The following is an 18,098-nucleotide window of genomic DNA, read 5'->3' as shown; positions in this document are numbered from 1 at the left end:
AAGTTATTTATTTTATGCTCTTATTTTGTTTACATTCTATTACATTTTTGTATTTTAGGCGTGGTGTAAATATTGGGCGGTAGTGGATGTTATAACGCTCAATTATTAAACTGTAAGTGACTGTTGTATTTCTTATTTATAAATACCGCAACCTGTAAGCGCAGCGGTACATTTTACCCGGCATTGACAGTGAGAAGGTACGTATCAACCAGAGAGTACAAAACAGTGAAAGAATATATTCTTCAGGCAATAAATGATCGCTAACGTGTAAAAATAACCGACGTATCTAAAAAATGTGAACGTGTGGCTGGTCTTTATTTAAACGATGATCTTCGCAATGGCGCATTAATGGCTGACATTGGCGGTTCGTTGATCGGGTTGTGCGCGGTGAAAGGCTATATTTCTTCCGTTGGGGGAAGTATGTCAGAGGCATTCTGGTATTATACCGGGTGCATGTAAATCCGGGGTGGGCAGAAAGCCCACCCTCGGTTTATTGCCTTTATCGTGGATTAGGGATGCGAGATAAAGCGAGAAAGGCGTTGCAGCAGTAACCGGTTTTCTTCGCGCAGCCGTGAATTCTCTTCCAGCAGCGTTAACGCGACCGCGATCCCAGGCCAGTCGAGCGCCAGCTCCTCGCGTAAGCGTAGCGCGCGTTGTACCACGCTCGCTGCGCGATCGTCGAATTGCCAGTCGGTGTTATCGTCTTCGTAAGGCTCAATTACGCCAAGTCCGACGATTTCGTTTAGCTCCTCTTCCGTCACGCCGGTGTGCAAACAAAATTCGGTGATGGTAAAGGTGACAGTGATGTTAGCCATTATGCTTTCCCCCATTGCTGGCGTGGGTCAAAGGACGACTGCGCGTCCGCCAGTTGTTGCCACAGGGCAGCTGTTTTCTCGTCAGGTTTCGGCGGCATAACGATTTTGATGATGGCATAGAGATCGCCAGTGTGCTTTTTACTGGCTAATCCTTTTCCTTTGATACGCAGCCGCTGACCAGCCTGGCTGCCGGGGGGAATGGTCAGCAAAATACGCTCTTTAAGCGTTGGCACAGACACCTTAGCGCCGAGCGCCGCCTCCCATGGGGCAAGCGGAAGGACGACTTCCAGATCCTGATTGACGATATCAAAGAGCGGATGCGGGGCAATATGGATAACGAGCCATAAATCGCCATTAGGTCCGCCGTTTTCCCCCGGCGTGCCCTGGCCTTTCAGTCTGATTCGTTGCCCGTTGCTGACGCCAGCCGGGATTTTCACATTCAATGTTTTGGGAATTTCCCGCTCCACCAGGCCGAACGCGTTATAAACGGGGACGGAATAGCTAATCGTACGCTGGTGCTCTTCCAGCGTTTCTTCCAGGAATACCGCCACTTCAATTTCGATATCATGACCGCGTGCGGCGTGGCGGTGATGCGAATGGCGACCGTGCTGACCAAAAATAGACGAGAAAATATCATCAAAATCTTCAGCGTTATACGGCTGGCCTTCGTGTTGCTGGAACTGGCGATTAAATTGTGGATCGTTACGGTGTTGCCATAACTGGTCATACTCGGCGCGCCGTTGCTCATCACTCAGCACTTCCCATGCTTCAGCAACCTCTTTGAAACGGGCTTCGGCATCGGGTTCTTTGCTGACATCTGGATGGTACTTGCGGGCCAGTCGGCGATAGGCGGTCTTAATCGTCTTGAGATCGTCCGTCGGTTTCACGCCCATAATGGCGTAATAATCCTTAAGTTCCATAGCATCATCTCGCTAAATCAATACATACAGAAGGGACCCCAAAAAGGTTTCTCCACTAAGTGTAGGGTAAACCTGAAAAGTGCGTATGAAAACACCAGTTATATCATTAGTAAGAATAAATTACGTTGTTCGACTATCAGAAGGTTGCGCAGCGCGCCGACATAACTTTACAGGGGAAAGGTTGCCAAAACCGCGCCAGTGGCTAAGATAACTCGCGTTAAACAGTGAGGGCGCAATGGCGAAACAACAACGGATGGGCTGGTGGTTTCTTTGCCTTGCATGTGTCGTGGTAATGGTTTGTACCGCGCAACGCATGGCGGGCCTGCACGCCTTGCAGATGCAGGCGACGGCCTCTGCTGCGGTGGTCAGCGCTCCCTCCTCGACAGATGACGGCTCGCCGGTCACTCCCTGCGAATTAAGCGCCAAGTCGCTGCTGGCGGCGCCTCCGGTACTCTTTGAAGGCGCTATCCTTGCGCTTTGTCTACTGCTTTCCTTACTGGCGCCTGTCCGGGTCATGCGCCTGCCGTTTTCGCCTCCACGGGCTATTTCGCCGCCCACATTACGGGTACATCTACGATTTTGTGTCTTCCGTGAATGACAGACCGGTTATTACTAACGGTTAATTACTCATTCACGGAGAAAAAATATGATGATTTTATTCAGGCGGATACTGTTCTGCCTGTTATGGCTTTGGCTGCCCGTCTCCTGGGCGGCGGAAAGCGGCTGGCTGCGTTCGCCCGATAACGACCATGCCAGCATACGGCTACGTGCCGATACGTCCGCTAACGGTGAGACCCGGCTGTTGCTGGATGTCAAACTGGAAAACGGCTGGAAAACCTACTGGCGCGCGCCGGGGGAAGGGGGCGTGGCGCCCTCTATCGCCTGAAAAGGCGACATGCCTGAGGTAAGCTGGTTCTGGCCAACCCCCTCGCGCTTTGATGTGGCGAATATCACCACCCAGGGATATCACGACGAGGTGACCTTTCCGATGATCGTGCGCGGTACGCCGCCGGCGACCTTGCGCGGTGTGTTGACGTTATCAACCTGCAGCAATGTTTGTCTGTTGACCGATTACCCCTTTTCCGTGACGCCCACTGTGCAGAATGCCGATTTTGCCCATGACTATGCGCGGGCGATGGGTAAAATTCCGCTCCGCAGTGGACTAACGGACTCGCTTGACGTCGGCTATCGCCCGGGAGAACTGGTGGTCACTGCTACGCGAGCGGCGGGCTGGTCATCGCCCGGGCTCTATCTTGACACCATAGATGACGTCGATTTTGCGAAGCCTCGCCTGCGCGTAGAGGGCGACAGGTTACAGGCGACGGTGCCGGTGACGGACAGTTGGGGCGAAAAGGCGCCCGATTTGCGCAACAAATCGCTGACCCTCGTGTTAGCCGATGGCGCTATCGCCCAGGAGAGCACGCAAACCATTGGCGCTGCGCCAGCACAAACGCCGGACAATGCGGCGCTACCTTTCTGGCAAGTTGTAATGATGGCGCTGATCGGCGGACTGATTCTTAATTTAATGCCCTGCGTACTGCCGGTTCTGGGCATGAAACTTGGCTCTATTCTATTGGTAGAGGAAAAAAGCCGCTCTCACATCAGGCGACAATTTTTGGCTTCGGTCGCCGGTATCATTGCGTCATTTATGGCGCTGGCGGCGTTTATGACCCTCCTTCGCCTGTCAAACCATGCGCTGGCCTGGGGAGTCCAGTTCCAGAATGCATGGTTTATTGGTTTTATGGCGCTGGTGATGTTGTTGTTTAGCGCCAGCCTGTTCGGGCTTTTTGAGTTCAGGCTTCCCTCATCTATGACCACGAAACTGGCCACTTACGGCGGTAACGGTATGTCGGGACATTTCTGGCAGGGGGCATTCGCCACGCTGCTGGCGACGCCTTGTAGCGCGCCGTTTCTGGGCACGGCGGTCGCCGTGGCGCTCACGGCGTCGTTGCCGACGCTGTGGGGGCTGTTCCTTGCGCTAGGCCTGGGGATGAGCGCGCCGTGGCTACTGGTCGCGATACGACCAGGGCTTGCGCTACGTTTACCGCGCCCCGGGCGCTGGATGAATGTCCTGCGCAGGATCCTCGGTCTGATGATGCTGGGGTCGGCTATCTGGCTGGCGACGTTACTCCTGCCGCATTTCGGCTTCACTGCGTCAAAGAGCGCGCAAGACACGGTTCAGTGGCAACCGTTGAGTGAACAGGCAATCCAGTCGGCGCTGGCGCAGCATAAGCGGGTATTTGTCGATGTCACTGCGGACTGGTGTATTACCTGTAAAGTGAATAAATACAATGTCCTGCAAAAAGAGGATGTACAGGCTGCCTTGCAACAGCCGGATGTTGTGGCGCTGCGGGGAGACTGGACGCTGCCGTCCGATGCCATTACAGATTTTCTGAAAACGCGTGGCCAGGTCGCCGTGCCGTTTAATCAGGTATATGGCCCCGGCTTGCCGGAAGGGGAGGCATTGCCCACTTTGCTGACCCGCGATGCGGTATTACAAACGTTGAAAAAAGCGAAAGGAATAACCCAATGAAATACATGATTGTTTTGCTGCTGGCGCTGTTTTCGACGCTAAGCATCGCGCAAGAAACCGCTCCTTTTACGCCGGATCAGGAAAAGCAGATTGAAAATCTGATCCATGCGGCGTTGTTTAACGATCCTGCCAGCCCGCGGATAGGCGCTAAACACCCTAAGCTGACGCTGGTGAACTTTACGGATTACAACTGCCCGTACTGCAAACAGCTCGATCCGATGCTGGAAAAGATTGTGCAGAAATATCCTGACGTTGCGGTCATTATTAAACCGCTGCCATTCAAAGGAGAGAGTTCCATACTGGCGGCGCGTATTGCGCTGACCACCTGGCGCGAGCATCCGCAACAGTTCCTCGCGCTACATGAAAAACTCATGCAAAAGCGCGGTTACCATACGGATGACAGTATTAAACAGGCCCAGCAGAAAGCAGGGGCTACGCCAGTGACGCTGGATGAAAAAAGCATGGAAACGATACGCACTAATTTGCAGTTGGCAAGGCTGGTCGGCGTGCAAGGAACGCCAGCGACGATCATTGGCGACGAGCTGATTCCGGGCGCAGTGCCCTGGGATACGCTGGAAGCGGTGGTGAAAGAAAAACTGGCGGCTGCCAATGGCGGGTAAACTGCGGCGTTGGCTGCGTGAAGCCGCGGTTTTTCTGGCGCTCCTCATCGCGATAATGGTGGTCATGGATGTCTGGCGCGCGCCGCAGGCGCCTCCGGCGTTTGCCGCGACACCGTTACATACGCTGACGGGAGAGTCGACAACTCTGGCGACCTTGAGCGAGGAACGCTCCGTACTGCTCTATTTTTGGGCCAGCTGGTGCGGGGTATGCCGCTTTACTACGCCTGCGGTCGCTCGCCTGGCGGCTGAAGGGGAAAACGTCATGACCGTTGCGCTCCGCTCCGGCGGTGACGCTGAGGTTGCCCGCTGGCTGGCGCGCAAGGGCGTTGACTTTCCGGTCGTCAATGATGCTAACGGCGCCTTATCCGCTGGCTGGGAAATCAGCGTGACGCCAACGCTGGTGGTGGTTTCACAAGGTCGGGTTGTGTTCACCACCAGCGGCTGGACCAGCTATTGGGGCATGAAGCTTCGGCTGTGGTGGGCAAAAACGTTCTGAATATGCGCCGGGGTTTCCCGGCGCTAACGCGTTTACTGTAAGAAAAACCCCCGTTTTGCGAAATCGTTCCCGGAAAAATGATCCATTTCTGTCACACTCAGAACGATTTGATAACAACAAGAGGTCATAGGGATGAAAAAATCATTACTCGCTGTTGCTGTGGCAGGGGCTGTTTTGTTGTCATCCGCCGTACAGGCGCAGACAACGCCGGAAGGTTATCAATTACAACAGGTGCTCATGATGAGCCGCCATAATCTGCGGGCGCCGCTGGCGAATAATGGCAGCGTACTGGCGCAGTCGACGCCGAACGCCTGGCCGGCGTGGGACGTTCCCGGCGGGCAACTGACGACGAAAGGCGGCGTGCTGGAAGTCTATATGGGACACTACACACGTGAATGGCTGGTCGCGCAGGGGCTGATACCGTCGGGAGAATGTCCGGCGCCCGACACGGTATATGCCTATGCGAATAGTTTGCAGCGCACCGTCGCCACCGCGCAATTTTTCATTACCGGCGCTTTCCCCGGCTGTGATATTCCTGTTCATCATCAGGAAAAAATGGGCACTATGGATCCTACCTTCAATCCGGTGATTACCGATGATTCCGCCGCGTTCCGGCAACAGGCCGTACAGGCGATGGAAAAGGCGCGTAGTCAGCTACATCTTGATGAGAGTTATAAACTGCTTGAGCAGATAACGCATTATCAGGACTTGCCGTCCTGCAAAGAGAAGCATCAGTGTTCGCTAATCGACGCGAAAGATACCTTCAGCGCGAACTATCAGCAAGAGCCTGGTGTGCAGGGGCCGCTGAAAGTAGGGAATTCGCTGGTGGATGCGTTTACCCTGCAATATTACGAAGGGTTTCCGATGGATCAGGTCGCCTGGGGCAAGATTAACACCGATCGGCAGTGGAAGGTGCTGTCAAAACTGAAAAACGGCTACCAGGACAGCCTGTTTACCTCACCCACGGTGGCGCGCAATGTCGCTGCGCCGCTGGTGAAATATATCGATAAGGTGCTGGTTGCCGAGCGCGTTAGCGCGCCGAAGGTTACCGTACTGGTGGGGCATGATTCCAATATCGCGTCGCTGCTGACGGCGCTGGATTTTAAACCCTATCAGCTCCATGACCAGTATGAGAGAACGCCGATTGGCGGTCAGCTTGTCTTCCAACGCTGGCATGACGGCAACGCTAACCGGGATTTGATGAAAATCGAGTATGTCTACCAGAGCGCCCGGCAGTTACGTAATGCGGAAGCGTTAACGCTCAAATCGCCTGCGCAAAGGGTAACGCTGGAACTGAAAGGATGTCCGGTGGATGCGAACGGCTTCTGTCCGCTGGATAAGTTCGATAACGTCATGAACACTGCCGCAAAATAGCCGTATGCCCCCGCGCAGGCGGGGGCGTTTGTGTTATACGTTCTTACGTTCGATGATCTGCTCGCCCCAGAAGAGCGAATCTTTGTCCGTTTTCTCAAAGGCTTTGATCAGCACCTCATCGCTACCTTCTTCCCATATTTTTTCTGCCAGTTTCTCGTCATAGTGAGCGACTTCAAAAATGGCTTCGGCAATTTCCGGCGACGTATTACGCAGGCTTGCCCATTCGCCGACGCGGTGCGCTTTTGCTTCTTGAGTTGGCATTCGAATCCTCCTGTTGAAGATTAGCCGTTGAGTTTGACTGCCAGACCGGCGACGTATTCCCCCTGATAGCGAGCGATAGAGAGTTCCTCCTGGCTTGGTTGACGTGAACCGTCGCCTCCAGCGATAGTCGTTGCGCCGTAAGGCGTGCCGCCGCGAACCTGGGAGACGTCAAACAGTTCCTGTGCGGCATAGCCTATCGGGACAATCACCATTCCATGATGGGCAAGCGTAGTCCAGGTCGAGGTGATGGTCTGCTCCTGGCCGCCGCCCGTTCCGGTAGAACTGAACACGCTGCCGAGCTTGCCGTATAGCGCGCCGGATGCCCACAGTCCGCCGGTTTGGTCCAGGAAGGTACGCATCTGGCCTGGCATATTGCCAAACCGGGTTGGCGTACCAAAAATAATGGCATCGTAATCCGCCAGCTCCTGTGGGGTGGCAACCGGTGCGTTTTGCGTTTTACCGCCAGCTTTTGCGAAGATTTCAGGCGGCATTGTTTCTGGCACACGCTTTATAATGACCTCTGCGCCGTCGACTTTCTTTGCCCCTTCCGCCACCGCGTGCGCCATGGTTTCAATGTGTCCGTACATGGAATAATAGAGCACCAGAATCTTTGCCATTTGTACTACTCCTCAGATTAATCAGGTGTGTAGCGATTCGCTACGTCTATTTAAAGATATGCTCTCCTGTGAAGAGTGCAAATTTCAGCGCCATTTCTTTGATTTATAACAATAATTAATTTGGCGACCTTTGTTGCAAAATGATACATTTTTAAGCGCTTTGATTTTCCCAAATATAAGAATAACTTATTTATTTCTTATGGTTATTATTCTGCGTATTCGGCTTCCAATGTTGCAGAATATTTCGGTAAGCGGCCTACCACGACGTTTTTCACTATGCTTAATGTTACGCGGCGTTACTGATGATATCGTTCATACGCTGCGCGAGGAGATACTCCTCATTACCTATGCAATATGATGTCTAATCTATGACGGAGGTCAGTAATGGCAAACCATCGTGGCGGTTCCGGTAATTTTGCGGAAGACCGCGAAAGAGCATCAGAAGCAGGTCGTAAAGGTGGTCAGCACAGCGGGGGCAATTTTAAGAATGACCCGCAGCGTGCATCCGAAGCAGGCAAAAAAGGGGGCAAAAGCAGTAACCGTAATAGCTAGCCTGCGTCACAACAGCAAGACGCTGAGCGTTTCACGCTAAAAAGCGTCATGCGCCACCGCCGCCGGATTTCCGGCGGTTTTTTGTTTATAAGCCGGATTTGGTATGCTTGCGTCCTGACGAAAAGGAGAGGGCGCATGTCGCAACGCACAGAGAAAAAAATCGGGAAACGCTCGCAGGCCACCGGTGCAAAACGGCAGCTTATCTTAACCGCCGCGCTTGTTGTTTTTTCCCAGTATGGCATTCATGGCGCGCGTCTTGAGCAGGTCGCCGAGCGGGCAGGCGTCTCCAAAACCAATCTGCTTTATTATTATCCCTCGAAAGAGGCGCTGTATGTCGCGGTAATGCGACAGATCCTGGATGTCTGGCTGGCGCCGCTCAAGGCGTTTCGCGCAGAATTTTCCCCTCTGGAGGCCATCAAAGAGTATATCCGTCTCAAGCTGGAGGTTTCGCGTGATTATCCGCAGGCGTCGCGGCTCTTCTGCATGGAGATGCTGGCGGGTGCGCCGCTCTTAATGGATGAACTGACCGGCGATCTAAAAGCGTTGATAGATGAAAAATCCGCGCTGATTGCCGGATGGGTGCACAGCGGGAAACTGGCGCCCGTTTCTCCGCATCATTTGATCTTCATGATTTGGGCCGCCACGCAACATTACGCCGATTTCGCCCCTCAGGTTGAAGCGGTAACCGGCGCGACGCTTCGCGATGAAGCCTTTTTCAACCAAACGGTCGAAAGCGTTCAGCGCATTATTATTGAAGGGATTCGCGTGCGTTAACCGGCTGGCGGCAGTGGGCAGCTCAAATCACCCTCTTCACATTGCAGCAGCGAGGCTAAAAACGCTTCGCGTTCGTTCGTTTTATCGGTCAGACACTGGCTGGCGATCATGGGTTGAACGCTGCCGCCCTCCGTACCTGAGCGAATCAGCGCGCAATCGGCGTCGCGCAGGGCAATCCATGCCACCTGTGCTTTTTGTAACAGCTCACGCTGCGGCGGTTGCGCACGCTTAATCGCGCTTTGATAGGTTTCGTTCAGCTTTTTATCTGCCGCCTGGTATTGCGCGGCGGCGCAGCGATTCATTTCCAGCTGCGTACTGGCGCTGGCGCACTCATCGGCCAACGCCTGACTGCTGAACAACAACGCCGCGCAGGTAAGGAAAATTCGTTTCATACGCTCCTCTGACGCGAGTAAAAAGGCTCCATTGACGGAGCCTTAATTAACCACAGTATTAGCCAATTGTCATCAGGCTGGCATTACCGCCAGCGGCGGCAGTGTTTACGCTCAGCGAACGTTCAATATAGAGCCGTTCCAGCAGTATATTGCTTTCGCCGCGGGCGAACCCCTGTACCGACACTATCGCGCCTTCGCGGGCGGCGACGGCTTCGCACACGGTTCGCAGCTTGTCGGAGTCGCCGTGGAAAATCACCGCGTCAAACGGCTGCGCCATCAGCGTTTCCGCTTTCGCAAACTGGACACGCGCCGCAACGGCGGCGGGGAGACGTTTCGCCAGATCGCGGTGGAAGGCGTCGTCTGACCATAGCGCCTGACTGCCGACGGCGAGAACGGCGGCAAGCTGCGTCAACGCGTCCTGTTCGTCATCAGCCAGGCATAATACCCGTTCACGCGGCAACAGCGTCCAGGTATTACGCTCGCCGGTCGGTCCCGGTAGCAGGCGCTGCGTGCCGGCCTGCGCCAGATCGGCGAATTGTCGGCAGAGCGTCTGTAGCGCTGGACGATCCGCCGCCCATTGCGTCAGGGCGGTCAACGGCGCGAGTAGCTTGGTTTTAAGCTGCGCATCCACCGGGTAACGCGCATCCTGACGAGTCAGCGTCGTATTGAGCGCATTGGGCGGGCGGTGTGCCAGCAGGCGGTAGAGATAGAGCGGCCCTCCCGCTTTTGGCCCGGTGCCGGACAGTCCTTCGCCGCCAAACGGCTGGACGCCGACGACCGCGCCCACCATATTACGGTTAACGTACAGGTTGCCGACATGGGCGGAACCGGTGACTTGCGCAATGGTTTCATCAATACGGGTATGTACGCCCAGCGTTAGCCCGTAGCCGGAAGCGTTAATCTGTTCGATAAGCTCCGCCAGTTGGTTACGGTTATAACGCACGACGTGCAGCACGGGTCCGAAGACCTCTTTTTCCAGTTCTGCGAAGTTTTCCAGCTCAATAAGCGTGGGCATAACAAACGTACCGGTCTGCCATTCCTGCGCATCATCACTGTTTTCACGTGCGGCCTGGAAAACCGGACGGCCTTTGGCGCGCATCGTCTGGATGTGACGTTCAATGTTGGCTTTGGCCTCGCTATCGATCACCGGCCCGATATCGGTCGTCAGACGGCCTGGATTCCCCATCCGACACTCCGCCATCGCGCCGCGTAACATTTTCAGCGTATGTTCGGCGATATCGTCCTGCAAACACAGCACGCGGAGCGCGGAACAGCGTTGTCCGGCGCTGTCGAAGACGGAAGCCAGCACATCCACGACCACCTGCTCGGTGAGCGCGGAAGAGTCGACAATCATAGCGTTCATACCGCCGGTTTCCGCAATCAACGGAATAGGGCGGCCCTGGGCGTCAAGACGCGTGGCAATGTTGCGCTGCAACAACGTCGCGACCTCCGTGGAACCGGTAAACATCACGCCGCGTACACGCGCATCGGCGGTAAGCTGGGCGCCGACGGTTTCTCCCCGTCCCGGCAACAGTTGCACGACGCCCGGTGGTACGCCCGCTTCCAGCAAAATGGCAATGCCCTGGGAGGCAATCAGCGATGTCTGCTCTGCCGGTTTCGCCAGAACGCTGTTGCCTGCCGCCAGCGCGGCGGCGATTTGGCCGGTAAAAATAGCCAGCGGGAAGTTCCATGGACTGATGCAGACCACCGGCCCTAACGGGCGATGCGTTTCGTTATCGAAATCGTCACGCACTTGACTGGCATAATAATGGAGGAAGTCTACCGCTTCGCGCACTTCGGCAATGGCGTTGCTGAACGTTTTCCCCGCTTCACGTACCAACAGGCCAATCAACTGCTGCATTTGGTCTTCCATCAATACCGCCGCCCGCTGCAAAATAGCGGCGCGTTCTTGCGGCGGCGTCGCAAACCAAACCGGCGCCTGATTGACCGCGTTTTGCAACGCCTGTTCAACCTCGCTTTCTGTCGCTTCGCGTCCCCAACCAACAATATCTTTCGGTTCCGCCGGGTTGATAACCGGCGTCATCTCACCGTCGGCCACCGGTTGTTCCAGCACAGGTTTGGCCTGCCATTTCTGCATGGCGTTGCTTAACAGGGCAGAAGAAAGCGAGGCGAGGCGATGTTCATTCGCTAAATCAAGTCCGGCGGAGTTTATCCGACCTTCGCCGTACAGATCGCGCGGCAGCGGAATTTTCGGATGCGGTATGCCAGCCTGACCTTCCTGCTGCGCCAGTTTTTCCACGGCCTCGACCGGGTCGGCCACCAGTTCATCGAGCGGTAGGGTGGCATCGGCGATGCGGTTGACAAAAGAGGTGTTGGCGCCGTTTTCCAGCAGGCGTCGTACCAGATAGGCCAGCAGGGTTTCGTGTGTTCCCACCGGCGCGTAAATACGGCAGGGACGGTTAAGTTTTCCGTCCGCTACTTTACCGGTGACCTGTTCATACAGCGGTTCGCCCATGCCGTGCAGGCACTGGAATTCGTACTGACCCGGATAGTAATTTTGCCCGGCCAGATGATAAATCGCCGCCAGTGTGTGAGCGTTATGGGTCGCGAACTGCGGGTAGATCAGATTAGGAACGGCGAGCAGTTTTTTCGCGCAGGCCAGATAAGAGACATCGGTATACACTTTGCGGGTATAAACCGGATAGCCCTCCAGCCCTTCCATTTGCGCGCGTTTGATCTCGCTATCCCAGTAGGCGCCTTTCACCAGACGAATCATCAGCCGACGGCGGCTACGGGAGGCCAGATCGACTAAATAATCAATGACCAGCGGGCAGCGTTTCTGGTAAGCCTGAATCACAAAGCCAATGCCGTTCCAGCCCGCCAGTTCGGGTTCGAAGCAGAGTTTTTCCAACAGATCGAGCGAGATCTCCAGACGATCCGCCTCTTCGGCATCGATATTGAGACCGATATCATACTGGCGCGCCAGCAGCGTCAGGGATTTCAGGCGCGGATAAAGCTCCTCCATTACCCGATCGTATTGCGCGCGACTATAGCGTGGATGCAGGGCAGACAGCTTAATCGAGATGCCTGGCCCTTCGTAAATACCGCGACCGTTAGACGCTTTGCCGATGGCATGAATCGCCTGCTGGTAAGAGACCATATAGGCCTGCGCATCGGCGGCGGTTAACGCGGCTTCGCCCAGCATATCGTAAGAATAGCGGAACCCTTTCTCTTCCAGTTTTCGGGCATTCGCCAGTGCCTGAGCAATGGTTTCGCCAGTCACGAACTGCTCTCCCATTAAACGCATCGCCATGTCGACACCTTTGCGGATTAACGGTTCGCCGCTCTTGCCGATAATGCGGTTCAGCGAGCGTGAAAGATTGGCTTCGTTATGCGTTGAGACCAGTCGGCCGGTAAAGAGCAGCCCCCAGGTGGCGGCATTTACAAACAGTGACGGGCTACGGCCAATATGCGACTGCCAGTTGCCATTACTGATTTTGTCGCGAATTAACGCATCGCGCGTAGCTTTGTCGGGAATACGCAGCAGCGCTTCCGCCAGACACATCAGCGCTACGCCTTCTTGCGAAGAGAGGGAAAACTCCTGCAACAGGCCTTGTACCATACCCGCGCGACCGCTGGCGGATTTTTGATTGCGCAATTTCTCCGCTAGTTGATACGCCAGTTTATGCGCCTGCTCAGCGACAGGCGGCGACAGGCGCGCCTGTTCCATTAGCATTGACACCGCATCGGTTTCCGGGCGGCGCCAGGCGGCGGTGATGGCGGCGCGAGAGACGGATTGGGGAAGAATCTGTTCGGCAAACTCCAGAAAGGGCTGATGCGGCTCATCCTGCGGCGCGACCGGCTCCTCGCTTTCATTTGCCGCGCCGGCAAACAGCGCAGGTAGCTCCGGTAGCGTATCGCTATTTTCCAGCTTGTCCAGATAGCTAAAGATTGCCTGTTTTATTAACCAGTGCGGCGTGCGATCGATACGCGACGCGGCCATTTTGATCCGTTCGCGCGTGGCGTCGTCCAGTTTAACCCCCATCGTGGTGGTTCCCATACCCTCTACTCCTGTTATTCGCTCTATCTGCTAACCAATAGTTAGCGGAAAATATCCACTATGTTGCAACTTTGTGCAACCGCGTTAAATGTGACCTGCGTTGCAAGCTTAAAAATGAATAAATTGTTAAAAAAAGAAAGAGGGAGTCTGACGGGGAAAACCATCTGGATTTATTTTCTCTGCGGTAGTTAACACTTTTAAAAGGTGCAACCGCAAAAAATGTGAGAGAGTGCAACCTGGAGAAAAATAGTATCCCTCTGCAATCAAATTTGATGTAAATGGTGTGTTAAATCGATTGTGAATAACCACCGTTTCCGGCAGGATACGGTCGCCCTGGTAAACATAACACCCTTGCCACGTTCCGGCAGGGTACAAAACGGCACGCTACGGTAGTGCCAATAAATAAATTTGGAGAACCTTGATGGCTATTAGCACACCGATGTTGGTGACATTCTGTGTCTATATTTTTGGCATGATATTGATTGGGTTTATCGCCTGGCGCTCAACCAAAAACTTTGATGACTATATTCTTGGCGGTCGCAGTCTGGGGCCGTTTGTTACGGCTTTATCAGCCGGCGCGTCGGATATGAGCGGCTGGCTTTTAATGGGGCTGCCTGGCGCTATCTTTCTGTCGGGGATCTCTGAAAGCTGGATCGCCATTGGCCTGACGTTAGGCGCATGGATTAACTGGAAGCTGGTGGCCGGGCGCCTGCGCGTGCATACCGAATTTAACAATAACGCGCTCACGCTGCCGGACTATTTTACCGGTCGGTTTGAGGATAAGAGCCGAGTCCTGCGTATTATTTCCGCGCTGGTCATTCTGCTGTTTTTCACTATCTATTGCGCATCAGGTATTGTCGCTGGGGCACGACTGTTCGAAAGCACCTTCGGTATGAGCTATGAAACCGCACTGTGGGCGGGGGCCGCGGCAACCATTATTTATACCTTTATCGGCGGGTTTCTTGCCGTTAGCTGGACGGATACCGTTCAGGCCAGCCTGATGATTTTTGCGTTAATCCTGACGCCGGTGATGGTAATTGTCGGCGTAGGCGGTTTTAGCGAGTCGCTGGAAGTGATCAAGCAAAAGAGCATCGAGAATGTCGACATGCTCAAGGGGCTGAATTTTGTCGCTATTATTTCTCTGATGGGCTGGGGACTAGGTTACTTCGGTCAGCCGCATATCCTGGCGCGCTTTATGGCGGCGGACTCCCATCACAGCATTGTTCATGCGCGTCGTATCAGTATGACCTGGATGATTCTGTGTCTGGCGGGCGCGGTGGCGGTGGGCTTCTTTGGCATTGCGTACTTTAACAATAACCCCGCGCTGGCCGGGGCGGTGAACCAAAACTCAGAACGCGTATTTATAGAACTGGCGCAGATCCTGTTTAATCCGTGGATTGCCGGTATTTTGCTGTCTGCTATCCTGGCGGCGGTGATGTCGACGTTGAGCTGTCAGTTGCTGGTATGCTCCAGCGCGATTACGGAAGATTTATATAAGGCTTTTCTGCGTAAAAGCGCCAGCCAGCAAGAGCTGGTATGGGTAGGGCGAGTGATGGTGCTGGTGGTAGCGCTGATCGCCATTGCGCTGGCGGCGAACCCCGATAACCGTGTGCTGGGGCTGGTGAGCTACGCCTGGGCTGGATTCGGCGCGGCATTTGGGCCTGTTGTCCTGTTTTCTGTGATGTGGTCGCGTATGACACGTAACGGCGCGCTGGCGGGAATGATTATTGGCGCGGTGACGGTTATCGTCTGGAAACAATATGGCTGGCTGGATCTGTATGAGATCATCCCTGGCTTCATTTTCGGCAGCCTGGGGATCGTAATCTTTAGCCTGCTTGGCAAAGCGCCGACAGCAGCGATGCAGGAACGCTTTGCAAAAGCGGACGCGCATTATCATTCCGCGCCGCCGTCGAAGCTACAGGCGGAATAACCGACATGTCCGATAGCATTATTGCCATCGGACATATTTTACCAGGCGGCGTTATACGCCTGCCTGGTCCTCTGATAAGTCCCGGACCGATTGACTGAAGATGTTCAGGTAAATGAGGACGCTCTCTCAAACTATTTTTAGCCCTTGAGCGCCGTTAACGCGGGCGTAATACGTCTCGAGTAATCACTAACTGGCCATATATGAAATCGCCTGTTAATGGTACCAATAGCCTTGACGCAATAGAGTAATGACAAAAATTAAAACGAGTCAGCGTTACTGGCGTAAGTATGCCGCACAAAATTTTGCATAAATAATGCCGTTTTAGCGATGGGAGAGAGGACACGTTAACTACTCCGTTTTAACCTTTTATATGTTGAATATTCAATGGGTTATGGGTGGTTTCACCATTAATACCCATAGTAGCTAATGATTATCTTTTTTAGTCTCCTGCCAATGAAATAATTGTGTAATCTTTCTGTAAGAGACTGACAATGACGCAATAATGTTTGGTTAATGTTTGGTGAATATATTGTTGCATTATTGATGTTTTGTGTTGTACTTAGTAGTAATAGCGGTAGTTCCCGGCAGTGATGGTCACTCACTATGGAGATCGCGAATGGTAATGTCCGCACCAGGACACATTGTTTACAGTAGTTACAACACCCTGTACGGACATTCTCTCTCCGGTGGTGGTCTTGTCACCTTAAAAGCTCTCATCATTTCTCTTACTGTCCATACCCATGACGTCATATGTGGTGCGCGTAGCCGTGTGTGGCGTCGTTTCAAAAAGCAAGCTAAGGCTTACAAGGAAGCCAACCCTCAGATGTGTGTGCGCATAATCGCGTTCAAGAGAACGCGGGTGATGTATACCTACAACTCAAGGTGCTATCCATGGGAAGACAAAAAGCAGTGATCAAAGCTCGTCGTGAAGCAAAGCGTGTGTTGAGACGAGATTCGCGTAGTCATAAGCAACGTGAAGAAGAATCGGTCACGTCACTGGTACAGATGGGCGGAGTAGAAGCCATTGGCATGGCGCGCGATAGTCGCGATACCTCTCCTGTTAAGGCGCGAAATGAAGCACAGGCGCATTATCTGAACGCTATCGACAGTAAACAGCTTATTTTTGCGACCGGCGAAGCCGGCTGCGGAAAAACATGGATCAGTGCGGCAAAGGCGGCAGAAGCATTGATTCATAAGGACGTCGAGAGGATCATTGTGACGCGTCCGGTATTGCAGGCTGATGAAGATCTTGGTTTTTTGCCCGGTGATATCGCTGAAAAATTCGCGCCTTATTTTCGTCCCGTCTACGATGTCCTGCTTAAACGGTTGGGCGCGTCCTTTATGCAATATTGTTTGCGCCCGGAAATCGGTAAGGTAGAAATTGCCCCGTTCGCCTATATGCGTGGGCGTACTTTTGAAAATGCGGTCGTGATCCTCGACGAGGCGCAAAATGTGACTGCGGCGCAAATGAAAATGTTTTTGACGCGATTAGGCGAAAATGTCACGGTCATTGTCAATGGCGATATTACGCAATGCGACCTGCCGCGCGGCGTGCGTTCCGGATTGAGCGATGCGTTGGAACGCTTTGAAGAAGATGAAATGGTAGGGATTGTGCATTTCAACAAAGACGACTGCGTGCGCTCGGCGCTTTGTCAGCGAACGCTCCACGCATACAGCTAATATAGCATTGACTTTCAGAGCCCGGGAGACCGGGCTTTGTTGTCTATAAAGCGTCCAGCAGACTCATGGACAAAAAAGGAAAATGACGCCTGTACGTGAAGGGAATTATTTTGTCATGTCCAGGGCATTCATTGTCCGTAATTTGCTTTCTCGGGCCTGTTCCGGCGAGGACTGTACAAGAAGGGTATAGAGCAGGTCAAAGACGAAAAGCTGCGCGGCTTTCGTACCGATCGAGTCACCCTGCAACATTCCTTGCCGATTACCATTGATCAGGCAAAAATCGGCCTCTTCACATAATGGAGAACCCAGATTATGGGTAATGGCGACTGTGGTGGCGCCAGCCTGTCGGGCCAATCGGAGTGAATGCACTGTTTCTGGCGATGTGCCCGAGTGACTGACACCCATCGCGACATCGCCTGCTTTTAATAGCGTAGCCTGCATGTACATAAAATGGTTATTGCTTACCGCATCGCCCCGTAAACCAATACGCATTAGCTTGTGTTTCATATCCAGCGCCGTGATCCCCGATGAGCCCACACCAAAGATATAAACTGAGTGACAGTGACGTAGGGCGTCCACGACACCGAGAACTTGTTGCATATCAAGCAGATTTAGCGTTTCAGATAATACATTACTAATGGTGTTCTGCAATTTTAAACCAATGGCGTGGGCATCGTCGGATTCGCTAACTTCGGCATCCAGTAGAGGACTACTGTCATCAGACTCGGTAGTGGCAAGTTCAATGGCCAGGTCCATTTTAAAATCCTGAAAACCTTTATAGCCCAGGGTGCGACAAAAGCGAATAACCGTGGCTTCTCCGGCCTGTGTGTCGCGCGACAAATCGGCAATAGATGACTGTGTCACCTGTCTGGGGAAGGCTAAAATATATTGCACAATACGCTGGGAGGCACGTGTCAGGCTTTTTTGCATAGCACCCAGAGTGTCAAGGATTTTTCCGGGTTTAAGACGTGGGGGTTGAGGCTCCATATAGTTCCTGCTCTTGAGGGCTGATTGCGGCAAAAAGCCTGCAATATCGAACAGAGCAGAGCCTATCAAGTCTGCGGCATGAAAAAAAGCGCGATGTAAGTAAAGGAGGGGGAATATTTACATCGC

The 18,098-nt window shown here is 53.6% G+C and carries 15 protein-coding genes and 1 pseudogene; 9 read left to right on the top strand and 7 right to left on the bottom strand.

The genetic code is table 11. The features are described from left to right. Positions 1-509: 509 nt before the first annotated feature. Together cbpM and cbpA are read right to left on the bottom strand one after the other, a co-directional pair. The gene (cbpM, locus tag J4685_RS16590) at positions 510-815 is read right to left on the bottom strand and encodes a chaperone modulator CbpM (RefSeq protein WP_001284253.1); all 306 of its coding nucleotides are present in this window, start codon (positions 813-815) and stop codon (positions 510-512) included. After that, complete coding sequence (gene cbpA / locus J4685_RS16585; RefSeq protein ID WP_000420603.1) at positions 815-1,735, bottom strand: curved DNA-binding protein; 921 nt, start codon at positions 1,733-1,735, stop codon at positions 815-817. Before cbpA ends, cbpM begins: the two co-directional genes overlap by 1 nt. A gap of 235 nt (positions 1,736-1,970) precedes the next feature. Here cbpA and J4685_RS16580 point away from each other — a divergent pair, with 235 nt between their 5' ends. From J4685_RS16580 to agp, 5 genes and pseudogenes are all read left to right on the top strand, one after another. Then, positions 1,971-2,333 carry a copper resistance protein gene (locus J4685_RS16580; protein ID WP_001118902.1) on the top strand — a complete coding sequence of 121 codons (363 nt, stop codon included), beginning with the start codon at positions 1,971-1,973 and terminating at the stop codon, positions 2,331-2,333. 48 nt (positions 2,334-2,381) lie between these two features. Further along, a pseudogene (locus tag J4685_RS16575) lies at positions 2,382-4,268 on the top strand (protein-disulfide reductase DsbD family protein). Beyond that, positions 4,265-4,888, top strand: a complete 624-nt coding sequence (locus J4685_RS16570; protein ID WP_000876685.1) for a DsbA family protein — start codon at positions 4,265-4,267, stop codon at positions 4,886-4,888. The pseudogene J4685_RS16575 and the gene J4685_RS16570 overlap by 4 nt, the downstream one beginning before the upstream one ends. Next, a complete protein-coding gene (locus tag J4685_RS16565; RefSeq protein WP_000907526.1) occupies positions 4,878-5,384 on the top strand; it encodes a protein disulfide oxidoreductase in 507 nt (168 codons plus the stop codon). The genes J4685_RS16570 and J4685_RS16565 overlap by 11 nt, the downstream gene beginning before the upstream one ends. A 132-nt stretch (positions 5,385-5,516) precedes the next feature. After that, positions 5,517-6,758, top strand: a complete 1,242-nt coding sequence (agp, locus tag J4685_RS16560; RefSeq protein ID WP_000749198.1) for a bifunctional glucose-1-phosphatase/inositol phosphatase — start codon at positions 5,517-5,519, stop codon at positions 6,756-6,758. 33 nt (positions 6,759-6,791) lie between these two features. Here agp and J4685_RS16555 read toward each other — a convergent pair whose 3' ends face one another. Further along, on the bottom strand, positions 6,792-7,019 hold the full coding sequence (locus J4685_RS16555) for a YccJ family protein (RefSeq protein WP_001143125.1): 228 nt from the start codon (positions 7,017-7,019) through the stop codon (positions 6,792-6,794). A 20-nt stretch (positions 7,020-7,039) separates the two neighbouring features. Next, positions 7,040-7,636, bottom strand: a complete 597-nt coding sequence (gene wrbA / locus J4685_RS16550) for an NAD(P)H:quinone oxidoreductase (RefSeq protein WP_001062893.1) — start codon at positions 7,634-7,636, stop codon at positions 7,040-7,042. A 384-nt stretch (positions 7,637-8,020) separates the two neighbouring features. Here wrbA and J4685_RS16545 point away from each other — a divergent pair, with 384 nt between their 5' ends. Beyond that, on the top strand, positions 8,021-8,188 hold the full coding sequence (locus tag J4685_RS16545) for a general stress protein (RefSeq protein WP_001273663.1): 168 nt from the start codon (positions 8,021-8,023) through the stop codon (positions 8,186-8,188). Between the two features lie 135 nt (positions 8,189-8,323). Next, the gene (gene rutR / locus J4685_RS16540; RefSeq protein WP_000083132.1) at positions 8,324-8,962 is read left to right on the top strand and encodes an HTH-type transcriptional regulator RutR; all 639 of its coding nucleotides are present in this window, start codon (positions 8,324-8,326) and stop codon (positions 8,960-8,962) included. Here rutR and J4685_RS16535 read toward each other — a convergent pair. Together J4685_RS16535 and putA are read right to left on the bottom strand one after the other, a co-directional pair. Then, entirely contained in the window at positions 8,959-9,354 is a 396-nt protein-coding gene (locus tag J4685_RS16535; RefSeq protein WP_000821059.1) for a lysozyme inhibitor LprI family protein, read from the bottom strand. The genes rutR and J4685_RS16535 overlap by 4 nt on opposite strands. A gap of 58 nt (positions 9,355-9,412) precedes the next feature. Then, positions 9,413-13,375: a trifunctional transcriptional regulator/proline dehydrogenase/L-glutamate gamma-semialdehyde dehydrogenase gene (gene putA / locus J4685_RS16530; protein WP_000537496.1), complete on the bottom strand. Its 3,963-nt coding sequence runs from the start codon at positions 13,373-13,375 to the stop codon at positions 9,413-9,415. A gap of 421 nt (positions 13,376-13,796) precedes the next feature. Here putA and putP point away from each other — a divergent pair, with 421 nt between their 5' ends. After that, complete coding sequence (putP, locus tag J4685_RS16525) at positions 13,797-15,305, top strand: sodium/proline symporter PutP (protein WP_001018463.1); 1,509 nt, start codon at positions 13,797-13,799, stop codon at positions 15,303-15,305. 891 nt (positions 15,306-16,196) lie between these two features. Further along, complete coding sequence (gene phoH / locus J4685_RS16520; protein ID WP_000533527.1) at positions 16,197-16,985, top strand: phosphate starvation-inducible protein PhoH; 789 nt, start codon at positions 16,197-16,199, stop codon at positions 16,983-16,985. A 105-nt stretch (positions 16,986-17,090) separates the two neighbouring features. Here the strand turns inward: phoH and J4685_RS16515 are convergent, their stop codons facing one another. Further along, positions 17,091-17,972, bottom strand: a complete 882-nt coding sequence (locus J4685_RS16515; RefSeq protein WP_000433675.1) for a MurR/RpiR family transcriptional regulator — start codon at positions 17,970-17,972, stop codon at positions 17,091-17,093. Positions 17,973-18,098 lie beyond the last annotated feature (126 nt).

Source organism: Salmonella sp. 32100201201700099SM, assembly GCF_017572645.1.
GTDB classification, from domain to species: domain Bacteria; phylum Pseudomonadota; class Gammaproteobacteria; order Enterobacterales; family Enterobacteriaceae; genus Salmonella; species Salmonella enterica.
The sequence above is the reverse complement of the archived record's forward strand: the minus strand, read 5'-3'. Positions and strand labels throughout refer to the sequence as shown.

What these genes read in the sequence shown, in the direction of transcription:
- J4685_RS16570 (WP_000876685.1), top strand. Translation starts at nt 4,265, where the DNA reads ATGAAATACATGATTGTTTTGCTGCTGGCGCTGTTTTCGACGCTAAGC.
- J4685_RS16515 (WP_000433675.1), bottom strand. Translation starts at nt 17,972, where the DNA reads ATGGAGCCTCAACCCCCACGTCTTAAACCCGGAAAAATCCTTGACACT.
- phoH (WP_000533527.1), top strand. Translation starts at nt 16,197, where the DNA reads ATGGGAAGACAAAAAGCAGTGATCAAAGCTCGTCGTGAAGCAAAGCGT.
- agp (WP_000749198.1), top strand. Translation starts at nt 5,517, where the DNA reads ATGAAAAAATCATTACTCGCTGTTGCTGTGGCAGGGGCTGTTTTGTTG.
- J4685_RS16565 (WP_000907526.1), top strand. Translation starts at nt 4,878, where the DNA reads ATGGCGGGTAAACTGCGGCGTTGGCTGCGTGAAGCCGCGGTTTTTCTG.
- wrbA (WP_001062893.1), bottom strand. Translation starts at nt 7,636, where the DNA reads ATGGCAAAGATTCTGGTGCTCTATTATTCCATGTACGGACACATTGAA.
- putP (WP_001018463.1), top strand. Translation starts at nt 13,797, where the DNA reads ATGGCTATTAGCACACCGATGTTGGTGACATTCTGTGTCTATATTTTT.
- J4685_RS16580 (WP_001118902.1), top strand. Translation starts at nt 1,971, where the DNA reads ATGGCGAAACAACAACGGATGGGCTGGTGGTTTCTTTGCCTTGCATGT.
- cbpA (WP_000420603.1), bottom strand. Translation starts at nt 1,735, where the DNA reads ATGGAACTTAAGGATTATTACGCCATTATGGGCGTGAAACCGACGGAC.
- J4685_RS16535 (WP_000821059.1), bottom strand. Translation starts at nt 9,354, where the DNA reads ATGAAACGAATTTTCCTTACCTGCGCGGCGTTGTTGTTCAGCAGTCAG.
- rutR (WP_000083132.1), top strand. Translation starts at nt 8,324, where the DNA reads ATGTCGCAACGCACAGAGAAAAAAATCGGGAAACGCTCGCAGGCCACC.
- putA (WP_000537496.1), bottom strand. Translation starts at nt 13,375, where the DNA reads ATGGGAACCACCACGATGGGGGTTAAACTGGACGACGCCACGCGCGAA.
- J4685_RS16555 (WP_001143125.1), bottom strand. Translation starts at nt 7,019, where the DNA reads ATGCCAACTCAAGAAGCAAAAGCGCACCGCGTCGGCGAATGGGCAAGC.
- J4685_RS16545 (WP_001273663.1), top strand. Translation starts at nt 8,021, where the DNA reads ATGGCAAACCATCGTGGCGGTTCCGGTAATTTTGCGGAAGACCGCGAA.
- cbpM (WP_001284253.1), bottom strand. Translation starts at nt 815, where the DNA reads ATGGCTAACATCACTGTCACCTTTACCATCACCGAATTTTGTTTGCAC.